Annotated in this window: 9 protein-coding genes; 7 read left to right on the forward strand and 2 right to left on the reverse strand. The window is 44.2% G+C overall.

Annotation, left to right across the window (positions count from 1 at the left end; all coding sequences use genetic code 11):
* Positions 1 to 6 precede the first annotated feature (6 nt).
* The 6 genes from GSY63_RS11655 (at position 7) to GSY63_RS11680 (ending at position 10,256) form a co-directional block, all read left to right on the forward strand.
* Positions 7 to 2,811 (forward strand): TonB-dependent receptor, encoded by a 2,805-nt coding sequence (locus GSY63_RS11655; protein ID WP_166585977.1) that lies wholly within the window; start codon positions 7 to 9, stop codon positions 2,809 to 2,811.
* An 11-nt stretch (positions 2,812 to 2,822) separates the two neighbouring features.
* Entirely contained in the window at positions 2,823 to 4,217 is a 1,395-nt protein-coding gene (locus GSY63_RS11660; protein WP_166585978.1) for a hypothetical protein, read from the forward strand.
* Between the two features lie 86 nt (positions 4,218 to 4,303).
* Complete coding sequence (locus tag GSY63_RS11665) at positions 4,304 to 5,647, forward strand: histidine-type phosphatase (RefSeq protein WP_166585979.1); 1,344 nt, start codon at positions 4,304 to 4,306, stop codon at positions 5,645 to 5,647.
* A gap of 223 nt (positions 5,648 to 5,870) precedes the next feature.
* Entirely contained in the window at positions 5,871 to 7,967 is a 2,097-nt protein-coding gene (gene pta, locus GSY63_RS11670) for a phosphate acetyltransferase (protein ID WP_166585980.1), read from the forward strand.
* A 20-nt stretch (positions 7,968 to 7,987) separates the two neighbouring features.
* Entirely contained in the window at positions 7,988 to 9,178 is a 1,191-nt protein-coding gene (locus GSY63_RS11675) for an acetate/propionate family kinase (protein ID WP_166585981.1), read from the forward strand.
* A 172-nt stretch (positions 9,179 to 9,350) separates the two neighbouring features.
* On the forward strand, positions 9,351 to 10,256 hold the full coding sequence (locus GSY63_RS11680) for a DUF2268 domain-containing putative Zn-dependent protease (RefSeq protein WP_208094524.1): 906 nt from the start codon (positions 9,351 to 9,353) through the stop codon (positions 10,254 to 10,256).
* A gap of 163 nt (positions 10,257 to 10,419) precedes the next feature.
* Here the strand turns inward: GSY63_RS11680 and GSY63_RS11685 are convergent, their stop codons facing one another.
* Positions 10,420 to 11,613 carry a threonine synthase gene (locus tag GSY63_RS11685; protein ID WP_166585982.1) on the reverse strand — a complete coding sequence of 398 codons (1,194 nt, stop codon included), beginning with the start codon at positions 11,611 to 11,613 and terminating at the stop codon, positions 10,420 to 10,422.
* A gap of 64 nt (positions 11,614 to 11,677) precedes the next feature.
* A complete protein-coding gene (locus tag GSY63_RS11690) occupies positions 11,678 to 13,312 on the reverse strand; it encodes a M28 family peptidase (RefSeq protein WP_166585983.1) in 1,635 nt (544 codons plus the stop codon).
* Between the two features lie 217 nt (positions 13,313 to 13,529).
* On the opposite strand from GSY63_RS11690, the gene GSY63_RS11695 reads away from it, so the two are divergent.
* On the forward strand, positions 13,530 to 13,928 hold the full coding sequence (locus GSY63_RS11695; protein WP_166585984.1) for a GNAT family N-acetyltransferase: 399 nt from the start codon (positions 13,530 to 13,532) through the stop codon (positions 13,926 to 13,928).
* The last annotated feature ends 32 nt before the right edge of the window (positions 13,929 to 13,960 follow it).

Raw genomic sequence — 13,960 nt, forward strand, 5'->3', positions numbered from 1 at the left:
CCATAGATGAAAAAACTTCTCCCCCTGTTAATTCTTCTGTTTTATTCAACCGTTAACTTTGCCCAAAACATTGCGTTAGTAAGAGGTACTGTAACCGACAAACAGACTGGCGAACCTATGTTGGGCGCCGTTGTTACTTTAAAAAATAAATCGGGTTACTCCAAGTCAACCGGGACTGGTTTGGATGGTAGCTTTATTTTTAAGAACGCCCCTGCCGGCAATCTCGAGATCGAAGTTAAATATGTATCGTACCAAAAATACGAAACCAATATCGAGCTCGCTGCCAACGCCACCCGTTTTGTTAAAGTACAATTAGAAGCTAAAGTTAATAACCTTAACGACGTTGTGGTTACAGGCCATGGCAACCGCGAGAGCGATCAAAGCGCCCGTAAACTGGAGCAACGCTCTGATCAGGTTTTAAACGCGGTATCTGCCAAAACTATTGAAGTATCTCCGGATATTACCGTTGCCAACGTTACGCAACGTGTATCGGGTGTTTCAATAGAGCGTAGCAACAACGGCGAGGGCCAGTATGCTATTATTCGTGGTATGGAAAAACGTTATACCTATACCTTGGTAAATGGCTTTAAAATTCCAAGCCCTGATAACAAAAATCGTTACGTACCCTTAGATATCTTTCCTGCCGACATTATTGAGCGCCTGGAAGTTTATAAATCGCTTACCCCAAATATGGAGGGTGATGCAATTGGTGGCGGTATTAACCTGGTGTTAAAAAACGCACCAGACGATTTTACCATGAAGTTTAACCTGGGTACCGGTTTATCGCAAAGCGTTGCCGACAATGGTTTTACCAACTTTGGTAACAACGATAAAACGTTCCGCTCGCCAAGGATCAACAATGGCAATAACTACAATGCCAGCATTGGCGATTTCTCTAACAATCCGCAACATTTTACCAACTCTAAATTACCATTGGGTACTATCGCGGGCTTGAGTGTAGGAGGCCGTACTGCCGATAAAAAGTTTGGTGCTTTGGTATCGTTGAGCTATCAAAATATCTACAAAAATACTAATGGTGTTTTCTTCCAAACAGATGTTGACCCTGTTAGCAATGCCCCACTAGTTACAGACATTCAGAGCCGTACTTACAGCACACAACAACAACGTACAAGCGCTATCGGCCGTTTCGATTATAAATTTGACCGTAATAACCACGTTGATCTGAATGCTTCGTTTATAGACCTGGCACAGAATCAATATCGCTATGTATCTGATACCAGCTTAAACCTGGCGCGTACAGGTATTGGCCAGGGCCGCGTTACCGAAAACCCTCGTAGCGACCGTATGGTGCAAAAGATCTATAACTTCCAATTGCACGGCGACCACAAATTAGCCGATAACTTCAGCGTAAACTGGACTGGTATCTACTCTAAAGCAACTGCTAATGAAAACCGTTACCAATTGGCGTTAATCACCGGCCGTACTTTACAGGCCGATGGTTCTGTATTGCAGCAGCCGGTTACTATCGATGCTTTAAAAGGTCAGACCCAAACTTTCGCTTACAACTCAGATCAGGATAAAAGCGGTTTCTTAAATTTTGTTTATACGCCAACCATTGCTAATACTAAAGTTGAGTTTAGCGTAGGTGGTATGTACCGTAACAAAACCCGTAACAGTACTTATGATCAGTATACTTTAGGTTTACCGTTAACACAGTCAACCCAGTATTATGACGGTAATATTGATCACAACACCTTTATCGTGTCAACGCTGCAAGGTACTCCTTCAGATCCGCTTAACTATGATTTTACAGAAAACGTAGGCGGTGCGTATGGTCAGTTTAAATTTACTACCGGTAAATTACAGGTATTGGGTGGCGTTCGTTATGAGCACACTGATCAAAACTGGGTAGATGCCTTGCCGGTTACCCAATTAGGTAAAACAGGTTCGATTAAGTACTACGACTTTTTACCAAGTTTAAACTTAAAGTACATGCTTGATGATAAACAAAACATCCGTGCTACTTACTACTCGGCCATTAGCCGCCCTAACTTTTACGAGTTAATTCCGCACACTACCGGCGATCCTGATGCGGATTATCAGGAGGTGGGTAACCCTTACCTGAAACATGCTACTGCGGATAACTACGATTTACGTTACGAGTTTTTCCCTAAAGCATTGGACCAGTTCTTAGCTGGTGTGTTTTACAAACGAATTGAAAACCCTATCGAATATGCTTTGGTTAAACAAAGTTCATCTTTAGACTATGTTTCGCAAGCGGGCAACTTTGGTACTGCACATAACTATGGTTTCGAGGTAGATGTTACCAAATATGTTCGTCACTTCGGTATCCGCGCTAACTATGCCTTTACCCAATCTAAAATCACCACTACTAAACGTGAGGATTATAAAGATGCCAACGGTAACAACACCTTCCGCACGGTTGATCAAAGCCGCCCGCTGCAAGGCCAGTCTAAAAACATCGGTAACATCTCGTTATTATACAAAGACGTTAAGAGTGGTTTCGATGCACAGATCTCAGCAGTTTACACCGGCGAGCGTATCAATAGTGTATCGGCTTACTTAAATAATGATGTATGGCAAAAAGGCTTCACCACGTTGGATTTCTCGGCAGAGAAAAGGGTTTATAAAAACCTTTATATCTATGGTAAAGCTACCAACCTGTTAAACACACCATACAAATTGTTTATCAAATTGCCTTACCCTCCACTGGGTAAACCAGGTGCGAGCGGCCAGGCTATTGAATACCAAACTGCAGGCGAAAACACCTTTGTACGCCGCGATACTTACGGACAATATTACATACTTGGTTTACACTACAAATTATAATTACACGGACAATGAAAAAGATATTAATTCAATTAACCGCAGTATTTAGCCTGGGTGTAATGCTAAGTGCCTGCCACAAAGCCGAAGTGGTTAACATTTCGCAGCCGCTTGTTTCTACCGCAAACGGTATTAAATCAGATACCTTATCCGGAACGGTAAAGGGTACCATGCTTGCCGGCAAAACTTATTACGTTAAAAGCGACGTAACCGTTAACGATGGCGATACGCTGATGATGCAAAGCGGCGTGCACCTGATTATTTTAGGCGACGGCGCAACCCCGGCCAGCAGCCCGGAGATTTTTATGCACGGTACTTTTATTAGCTTGGGTACTAAAGATGCACCTAACTATATCACCGTAAAAAACGCCGCCGACCTGCATACGCAGGCTGCAGCGCAGAACTATACAAACGTGTTTAAAGGCTGGTGGGGCGGTATAACCTGTACCCCGGCTGCACCAACCCCAAGCAAGCCAAACCCTGCCGGTGGTGATGCCATTATTAAATGGACGCATATTGAGTTTGGCGGTGCCCCAGCAGGTACTAATGATGATCAGTCGTTCTATGCTTCTGGCGACCCTCGCTATAACATGTACTTTGCCAACATTACTAAAAACCTCATCATCGAAGATTCGTGGTTCTTTGGTTCTAAAGATGATAACATCCGTGTATCGGGCGGTAAGATCAGCATTATGCGTAACACCTTCGAACTTTGCGGTGGTGTAGGCGGCGAGTTTTTCAATATGAAGAGCGGTACCGTTGGCGATTTAGCTTACAACATGTGCATTGGCGCAGCTACCAACTCGTTAAAAGCATCGGATGCCGGTACTACCGGTACGCAGTGTAATGTAAATATGTACAACAACACTATGGTTAATGGTGGCTATCGCCAAACCAAAACCGGCCGTGGTGGCTCTATAGATTATGAGAAAAGTGCCCGTGGAAGTATGTACAACAACTTGGTTGTTAACTGCCGTTTCGGTCCGCGTATTACCAGCGATGCCGATGTGGTTAATATTAAATACAACAACCAGTACCTGTACGGTTATTCGCCTGCTATTGTAGCCCAGTTTTACTCGGTTGATGGTGTGGGTACTAAACAGTCTGGCGATATCATGTCAACAACCCCACAGCAAAACGATCCGAAGTTTTACGGTTATGATGTAAACCAGTACAACTTTACAGCTAACCCAGGCCCAATTAGTGCCAACCTGCAGCCTTATGCAGTTATTGGCATTGGTACCAGCAACTTTAAGCTGCAAACCTCGTCGCCTGCATTGGGTAAAGGGAAAACCGATTTTTCGCCTATGATGGCTGTGAAGACCACAGGCGATTTTGGTACAACAATTACACTTCCGGGTAAAGATATCGGTGCTTATCAAAACGATGGTACAGGTAACCAACACTAATTATCAGTAAAGTTTCATACTAAAACCCGGGAGTACGTTTAGTGCTCCCGGGTTTTTCATAAACGCTATATTCGTACACCTTTTTTATGACGAAGATATTCAACCTTCTTTTGCTTTGCAGCGCCATTAGCACTGCTGCTCTCGCACAAAACTGCCCCGATAATTTTTTGGGTACCAAAACACTTTATCCTACACCGAATGAGAAATATACCCCAGGACCAAAAGGTTATGAGCCGGTGTTTATAAACTATGTTGGCCGCCATGGGGCAAGGCATTTAACTAAAGAAGTAAAGGTTGCCTATACCTATGGTTTACTGCAAAAGGCAGACAGCGCCGGGGCTTTGACACCACAAGGCCAGCAACTGAAACAGATGATAACCCGACTGGAAAAGGTGGAAGGTGTGGATACTAAATCTATCTCAGATGAAGGCCGTACCGAATTGCAGGACATTGGCCGCCGCATGTACGCGCAGCAAAAAACCATATTTGACAAACAGTTAAATCTGAATGTGGGTATTACCAAGGAAGTACGCACCAAACAAAGTGCCGATGCTTTTTTAAGCGGGCTGAAAGAAGGATTAAAAGCTGAGCCAACTATAGACAGGTATAATGATGATACAAACCTGCGCTTTTACGATGCATCACCAGCTTATTTTGCTTTTGAAGAAGGTGGCCCCTGGTTGCCGCTAATGGTGTCACTTGAAAAAACAGAACGCATTGCCGAAGTAAATAAAGCACTTGCTGGTAGAATGTTTACTGCCGATTTTGCGGGTAAACTATCAGCCAGCCAACTGGACAAATTTGCAGGTGATGTTTTCGGGTTTACAACGATTGTTTATTCGTTGAAAAATGAGATCAGCAAGGCTGGCTTTACGCCGGATGAATTGAACTTCAAGGCGTTCTTCACTTGCGATGAGCTACAACACCTTGGTAAGGTTGACGTTGCCGACGATTTCTTCAAAAAAGGACCTGGCATAAACGCTAACGGCATACAAGTACGCATTGCAGCACCACTGCTGGTAAACTTTATTAAAACGGCTGATGAGTTTATGGCGGGGGGTAAATATAACGCCCAGCTTCGTTTTGCGCATGCTGAAACCATCGCGCCTTTTGCAGCATTGTTAGGTATTAGCACTGCTGATAAGCCAACTACAGATATTAAACGAATTAACATAGATTGGAAGCCGGCGCAAGTTGCACCCTTAAGTTCCAATATCCAGTGGATTTTCTATAAAAAAACAGGCAGCAACAATTACCTGGTTAAAGTACTACTCAACGAAAAAGAAGTACGTATTACGGGTTTAAAAAGCACCACTTATCCATATTATCAGTGGAATGATATGAAAGCCTTTTATACCAAAAAGCTGCACGGGTATGGTGTAAATCTTAACGATGACATGCTGAAATACCTGAAAGATTTAAAGCAATAGATTTTGTTCGATATTAATCACAAGCCGTAACACCAACTGTTACGGCTTTTTTGTTGGCTTTTGGTAATTTTAAGGTAGAGAGCAATTAATTTCGGCTGTAGTAACTAACTTGCGGCGCAGACGATGATCTTTGTTATTACAAAGCGGTATTGCCCAAACAAAACCGGTATCGTAGCATTATATCAGTGAAATCATATTACAATCTGTGTAATCGAATAATAAGATGATCAAAACCGTTTTTATTGCCAGTACAGAACCTCACGCCGGAAAATCAATTGTATCCATTGGTCTTGTAAATACGCTCCTGGGCAAAGCGCAAAAAATTGGATACTTTAAACCCATCATCAGCCAGAGCCAGTTTGAGCAAAAAGAAAATCATATAGATTCTATTGTAAGTTACTTCGATTTGCCTACTACCTACGAAGATACCTACGCCTTTACCTGGCAAGACGCTATGCGCCAGATGGAAACGGAAAGCCAGGGCGAAATGATAGATACCATTATCCGCAAGTTTAAATATCTCGAAAATAAGTATGATTTTACCGTAGTTGAAGGTACCGACTATATGGGCGAAGGTGTTGCGTTTGAGTTTGAGATAAACATTCAAATTGCCAAAAACCTGCGTGCCCCAGCCATATTGGTTGTTTCGGGCGAGGACAAAAGCACGGCCCAGGTGGTGAATGGCGCTTTAACCGCCATCCATAATTTCGAGGCACGCGAGGTGCAGGTTTTAGCACTGATAGCCAATAAGATAAACCCAGACAGTGCGAGGGATGTAGAAGAGTTGCTTCGTCAGCAATTGCCCGCTGAGATATTACTTGCTGTTATCCCCGCCGAGAAGGGTTTGCAAAGCCCTACCATGAAAGAGATCAACCAGAAGTTGAATGGTAAATTGCTTTTTGGCGAAAACTACCTCAGCAACCAGGCCGATAATTTTGTTACCGGCGCTATGCAGGTACCTAACTTTTTGGGCTACCTGAAAGAGAACGTGGTTATCATTACCCCGGGCGACCGCGGCGATATCATCATTAGCGCATTGCAAGCTAATTCATCAACAAGTTACCCTAAAGTATCGGGCATTATCCTTACGGCAGGTATGGAGCCGGAAGAACCGATCATCAGATTGATTAACGGTTTGCAGAATGTGGTGCCAATTATCGCCGTTGAATCTGGTACGTTCCAAACCAGTAACGAGGTTGGTGCTATCCGTTCAAAAATTACACCCGACAATACCAAGAAGATCCAATTGGCTATAGATACCTTTAACCGCTGCGTAAATATTGGCGAACTGGACAAACGACTGGTTACCTTTAAGCCATCTGGAATTACGCCTCGGATGTTCCAGTACCAATTGACCGAATGGGCCAAAAGTTCTAAAAAGCATATTGTACTACCCGAAGGTAACGACGAGCGCATTTTGAAGGCTGCAGCCCGCCTGATGAACCAGGGTATTGTAAACCTCACCATACTGGGCGATATTACCGAAATAACCGGAATTGTTAATCGCTTGAATATTGACCTCGACCTGAGCACTGTGCGTATTATCAACCCGGCTTCAGACGAGTATTACGACGATTATGTGAACACCCTTTACGAGTTGCGGAAAAATAAGAATGTAAACCTCGAAATGGCCCGCGATTTAATGACCGACGTATCTTACTTCGGCACCATGATGGTTTATAAAGGCCATGCCGATGGTATGGTTTCGGGTGCGGTACATACCACCTTGCACACCATCAGGCCGGCATTGCAGTTCATCAAAACCAAACCGGGTATTTCGGTGGTGTCATCGATATTCTTTATGTGTTTGCCAGATCGTGTTTCGGTATTTGGTGACTGTGCGGTTAACCCTAACCCGACAGCCGAGCAACTTGCCGAGATCGCCATTTCGTCTGCAGAAAGCAGTCAGCGTTTTGGTATTGAGCCACGGGTGGCTATGCTTTCTTATTCATCGGGTACCTCGGGCGAGGGTGAGGATGTGGAAAAGGTCCGTCGCGCTACCGAGATCGTTAAGAGCAAACGTCCGGACCTTAAAGTAGAAGGCCCTATACAGTATGACGCTGCGGTAGACCCAGTTGTAGGTAGCAACAAACTACCCGGATCTGAAGTTGCCGGCCAGGCGAGTGTATTGATCTTCCCGGACCTGAATACCGGTAACAACACTTACAAAGCCGTACAACGCGAAACCGGCGCACTGGCCATTGGCCCCATGTTGCAAGGTTTAAATAAACCGGTAAACGACCTGAGTCGTGGTTGCACGGTCGATGATATTTTTAACACGGTAATTATTACCGCCATACAATGCCAGGACAATCAGTAAACCTTTAAAACGCAATTGAAGTGAATATTTTTGTAATTAACTCAGGCAGTAGCTCTATCAAATATCAGTTATTTAAAATGCCGTCAACCAGCCCTATTTGTGTTGGTTTGGTTGAACGTGTAGGTTATGGCGATGCCAGTATTACCCATAAAACCTACATCGACGGCGAGGAAAAATCAATAACTCAAACTATGCCTATCCCAGACTATGAGACAGGGCTGAATGAGGTAAACCACCTGCTTACCGAAACCGGCGTGGTTAAAGATGCTTCGGAAATAACTGCGGTAGGCCACCGCGTGGTACATGGCGGCGAGCGGTTTACAGAACTAACTGAAATTACACCAGATGTAAAAGAAGAGCTTCAGCAAACCTTTCAATTAGCGCCGTTGCACAACCCGTCGGCCTATAAAGGGATTGAGGTGGCCGAAACTATCTTTACCAATGCTAAGCAATTAGCGGTATTTGATACAGCTTTCCACCAAACGCGCCCAGCTAAAGCTTACCGTTTTGCGCTGCCTACTACTTATTACACCGAGCAGCATATTAGGGGATATGGTTTCCATGGCACCAGCCACAAATATGTATCGGAGCAGGCGGTTGCTTATTTAAACAAGCCCGATGCTAAGCTGATCTCTATTCACTTAGGTAACGGTTGTAGCATGGCCGCCATTCAAAATGGTCAGTCTTTGGATACCAGTATGGGCTTCGGTCCGCTGAGTGGTTTGATTATGGGTACCCGTACGGGCGACATCGACCCAACTGTTATATTTTACCTGGTTAACGAATTGGGTTATACCATAGATCAGGTTAGCGATTTGGTGAATAAACAAAGCGGTATGCTTGGTCTTACAGGCTTAAGCGACATGCGCGACATCACCAAAGCGATTGAAAACGGTGATGAGAATGCCAAACTAGCTTATGATATGTACGCCTACCGCATTAAAAAATTTATTGGCTCTTATGCGGCCGTGCTTAACGGTTTAGATGCCATTATTTTTACAGCTGGTGTTGGCGAAAACGACGCCCAGGTACGCCAGCTTACCTGCGACGACATGCAGTATCTAGGCATCTATATCGACCGCGACAAAAACTACACCCGTCAACCAGGCATCCGCGAAATTAATATTCCGAATTCGCCGGTGAAAATATTAGTAGTTCCAACGAATGAGGAACTGGAAATTGCCAACCAATGTTATGAGCGGTTGAAGTAAGGTTGAAAAAACAAGAATATGTCATTGCGAGGAACGAAGCAACCTCGTAGCTATGCAGATCGAATAACTATGTACACTACGAGGTTGCCGCGCTACGCTCGCAATGACATATTTTAGATATTCTCCATGCAACCATAACATCATAAAAGTCGTCTATGATAAAAACATACCTATGACCATGCAACTTAAAACCATCCTTTTCTCCGCACTACTACTTTGCATTTGCAGCTACACCTTTGCACAGAGCGATTTTTCTAACTCACCAGATAGTGCCAAATTTATTGCTACAGACATTGATAATTTCTGGAAAGCCTTTGATCAGTTTAAAAAGGACACTACTCAAAATCCGTTTGGCCCGGGTTACATTGCCATTGGCAGCAAAGGCATAAGCGGCTTTACACCCGATCGGATTCAAAATGCCGACCACCTTTTTAAGATGGTAAAGAAGCGGCAGAACGATTATGCTAAAGTGCGGGAGAGCACGCTGAAAATAAAGTTGAAAGAAAAGCAATGCCGCAGCACGTTTTATGCCTTGAAGTATTTGTATCCCGAAGCTAAGTTTCCCCCTGTTTATTTTGTTATTGGCGCTTACAATTCGGGCGGCACATCTGGTAAAGAGGGGTTGTTTATCGGGGCTGAAATGCAAACCAATGTCGATAATATACCATATATCGTAGCGCATGAGCTTATTCACTTTCAACAGACTTTTCCCGAAAGCGGAAGCCCGGCATTATTGCAGCAAAGTATAATAGAAGGAAGCGCAGACTTTTTGGGCGAAATGATATCTGGTACCCGCGGAGATGACGAAGCCAATAATTACGGCGACGCTCATGCCGATGCACTTTGCCGTGAATTTGTTTCAAAAATGAATGGTACCGATTACCAGGATTGGCTTTACGGAACTTCTAAAAAAGACGATCGCCCGAATGATCTTGGTTACTGGATAGGCTATAAGATAACCGCAGCCTATTACGCCAAAGCGAAAGATAAAAAACAAGCCATACACGATATTCTCAATATTAAAGACTATCCGGAGTTTTTAAAGAAAAGCGGGTATTTGGATAAGTATTTGAAGTAGATATTCTTAGATATCTGCCTTGATTTTTAGTGAACAATTAATTAGCTCCCGTCGTCCCGAACTTGTTTCGAGAACCCACGTGTTAAGTAGAACAACAGTCCGGGTATAGACTTTTCCCGTGGGATCCTGAAACAAGTTCAGGATAACGTATCGCAGATTGATCTTAAATATCAATATTCTCCAGATACTTATACCCACTACCTGTATTGATCATCAAAACCTGTTCGCCATTTTTTATCCATTGCGAAGCTTTTAGTTTCTTGAAGGCCTGCCAAAGGGCTGCACCTTCCGGCGCAATGAGCATGCCTTCGTAGCGGGCAATCTCTTTGAGCGAATGGCTCATTTCAGTGTCGCTGATGGTGAGGGCGGCACCTTTGCTTTCGCGCAGTACGTTTAAGATCTGTTTATCGGCATAAGGTTTTGGAACGCGTAGTCCGTTAGCAATGGTAAAGCCGCCATCCGCAAAATCAGATACTTGCTTACCTGCATTAAACGCCGCTACGATACCATTACAGCTTTCAGATTGTACAGCCACCATGCGGGGGCGTTTACTACCTATCCAACCCATTTGTTCCATTTCGTCAAAAGCTTTCCAGATGCCGATAAGCCCGGTGCCGCCGCCGGTGGGGTAGAGGATGACGTCGGGTAATTGCCAGTTAAACTGTTCCGCAATTTCGTAGCCCATTGTTTTTTTACCTTCCAGGCGATAGGGCTCCTTGAGGGTTGACACCTGAAACCAATTGTTAAGCAACGCATGCTCGTTAATCAGTTTACCGCAATCGCTGATGTTGCCATCTACTTCTAAAAGTTGGGCACCATAAAGGCGACATTCGTCTTTAAAAACCTGCGGCGTTTGTTTTGGCATGTATACTATAGCCTTAATGTCGGCACGTGCGGCATAGGCGGCTAATGCGCCACCTGCATTACCGGCTGTGGGCGTAGCAATAGCTTCTATACCCAGTTCTTTGGCTTTAGAAACCGCGGCGCTAATGCCCCTCGCTTTAAACGAGCCTGTCGGGTTGCCCGCTTCGTCTTTCCATAATACCTCATTATCCCCGGCAAATTTATTGAGGTTTTGTAAGGGAATAATGGGCGTAAAGCCTTCGCCGAGCGTTACAATGTTTTTATCATCCGTAACGGGTAAAAACTCCTTATAACGCCACATAGTAGCTGGGCGGCCTTGTAAAACAGATTTGTTTATGCCAGTAGTTAAATTGTATTGCGCGAACAACGTAGAGCGACAGGCCGGGTTAATACAAACGGTATTGATAACCGCAGCATTATGCAGCGTACCACATTCGGGGCATTTAAGGTTTGTAATCAGCGAATCTGTTTCCAGGGCAATAGGGGTATTCATCGGGTTAAATAGCTGTTGTATTTTATTAACGCTTAAAAAATGCAGGCGGTTGTTTTAATTCAAATTATTTGGTTGCGAATATATCGCCTGTGTTCCAGGTTGGCCTTGCCGGGGCTTGTGCCACCAGGTAGCCGATCAGGAAGTTAAGCTGGGCGTATTTTTTGCCCGCCTCGAAATCAAAAATGCCATTAATATCGTCCTGCGGTTTGTGGTAGTATTTGGCGCGCCATGTTGCTACAAAATCGTTCAGGTTGTTTTTGCCGTCGGCCGTTTTGCTGCCATATTTAATATGCAAGGCCGGGATACCTTGTAACACAAAACTATACTGATCGCTGCGGGTAAAACGGGCCTGCTTGGGCTCCGGGTCGGGTTCAACGCTGAGGCCGAAATAATCTGCAGCTTGCGCCACCTGTTTCTCTAATGAAGAGTGCTCAGCACCCAGAGCGGTAACCGAAAGTAGCGGCGCGATAATAGTAGGCATATCGGTATTAACATCAGCTACTAAACTTTTAACCGGAACGGTAGGGTGTTTGGCAAAATAGTTAGAGCCCAGGTCGCCGAGTTCTTCACCTGTGACTAATACCACCAGTATCGAGCGCTTCGGTTTAATCTGAATGTTCTTATAAATCTTGGCAATGCTTAGCACACTGGCCACACCCGATGCATTATCATGAGCGCCATTGTAAATTGAATCGCCCTCGATAGCAGGGCCGATACCCAAATGATCTAAATGCGCACTATGAATCACGTACTCATTCTTTAATTTAGGGTCAGAGCCTTCTATTTTACCAATAACGTTATAACTCATAATGTCTTCGTAAGTGGAGCTTAACGATGCGCTGGCACTTGCTTTTAATGCGAAGGAGGCCGGCGTTCCGGCTTTTAATTGCGGTAAAATCGTTTTAAGGTCCTTGTCTGCCTGACTTAGCAAAGCATTAAACAACGCATAATTAATAGAAGCGTATAAGCTCAATTGCTTAGAATAATAAGTGCGTGATACCGATACAGCGCCTTTATCGTCCATAATACTGTAAACGCCTCGGCTGATGTTTGCCATGCGCGCAGTAGAATCAGTAGATGCCATAATTACGCCCACCGCACCATGCTCGGCAGCAACCTTCAATATCTGGGAAGCGTTCATCACATGCGCCGATACTGAAGACTGGAATTTCTCCGGCGCGCCACGGGTAATGATCACAATTTTGCCTTTAACATCCATCCCGGCGTAATCATCGTAGCCTAAACCTGGTTCGCTGATGCCGTAGCCAACAAATGCCAGCGGAGCATTTACGCTAACCTTTGGCAAAACTGGGTTAGGGTATATTACATAGTCCTTACCTTTTTTGATGTCAGTTGTGTTTGCAGGGCCATTGCTTAGGCTAAGGGCGGCATCGCCGATAAATGCTTTACGCAAACGTACTTTCTGCAGCCAGCTATTGCTCTCGCCAGCAGGTTTAACGTCGAGGGATTTTAACTGATCAACTACATAATCAACCGCCATTTGATAACCTTCTGTACCCGGGCCACGGCCTTTAAGTTTATCATCGGCCAGGTACGCTATGTGCGCCTTAATTTCGTCCGGGCTAACTGTATTAAGCGCCTGCTGTACGTTGGGGCTCAATTGTACTTGCTGTGCATAACCCGCTGCTGTTGCCAGCAAAAGCGAAATGCTGAATAAAGGTTTGTAAAGTTTGATCATCGTTTACCTCAAAAAATTAAAGAAGGCCAATGTATTAACAATGCTTTTTGCACACAAATATTTATCGATAATGTTACCGGCAGGGTAATAGGCTATAATTTAAAGGCATCGCCTATGAACTTTTACTGGACTACCTTGTTTTTAATTTCTGGCTGACGAACAAAGCCCATCTGTAATTTATTTTTGAATATCGCTTTAAAGATAAATGCTTAACCCAATGGATATCACGTATAAAACCGACGTTAAACCTACAACACAGCAAATTATAGACCTGTACAACAGTGCTGGTTTAAAACGCCCCACAGAGGATGCCGATCGTATTGGTAAGATATACGAAAATTCAAATTTGGTGATTACTGCCTGGGATGGTGATCTGTTGGTAGGTGTGTCGCGCACTATAACAGACTTTTATTACACGGCTTACCTGGCAGATCTGGCTATAAAGTTAGAATATCAAAAGGAAGGAATTGGCAAAAAACTGGTGGCCCTTACTAAAGAGACCTTGGGCGACCAATGTATGATGCTGCTTTTATCAGCACCAACTGCTATGGAATATTATCCGAAAATTGGGATGGATACCGTTAATAACGGCTTTATCATCCAACGTAAAAAGTAAACGTACGTTCTTTATATAGTCAGTTAGGGCAA

Source organism: Mucilaginibacter agri (genome assembly GCF_009928685.1).
In the GTDB taxonomy this organism is placed as follows: Bacteria; Bacteroidota; Bacteroidia; order Sphingobacteriales; family Sphingobacteriaceae; genus Mucilaginibacter; species Mucilaginibacter agri.

Excerpts from the sequence above, each read along its gene's own strand:
- GSY63_RS11655 (WP_166585977.1), top strand. The coding sequence starts at position 7 with ATGAAAAAACTTCTCCCCCTGTTAATTCTTCTGTTTTATTCAACCGTT.
- GSY63_RS11660 (WP_166585978.1), top strand. The coding sequence starts at position 2,823 with ATGAAAAAGATATTAATTCAATTAACCGCAGTATTTAGCCTGGGTGTA.
- GSY63_RS11665 (WP_166585979.1), top strand. The coding sequence starts at position 4,304 with ATGACGAAGATATTCAACCTTCTTTTGCTTTGCAGCGCCATTAGCACT.
- pta (WP_166585980.1), top strand. The coding sequence starts at position 5,871 with ATGATCAAAACCGTTTTTATTGCCAGTACAGAACCTCACGCCGGAAAA.
- GSY63_RS11680 (WP_208094524.1), top strand. The coding sequence starts at position 9,351 with ATGACCATGCAACTTAAAACCATCCTTTTCTCCGCACTACTACTTTGC.
- GSY63_RS11685 (WP_166585982.1), bottom strand. The coding sequence starts at position 11,613 with ATGAATACCCCTATTGCCCTGGAAACAGATTCGCTGATTACAAACCTT.
- GSY63_RS11690 (WP_166585983.1), bottom strand. The coding sequence starts at position 13,312 with ATGATCAAACTTTACAAACCTTTATTCAGCATTTCGCTTTTGCTGGCA.
- GSY63_RS11695 (WP_166585984.1), top strand. The coding sequence starts at position 13,530 with ATGGATATCACGTATAAAACCGACGTTAAACCTACAACACAGCAAATT.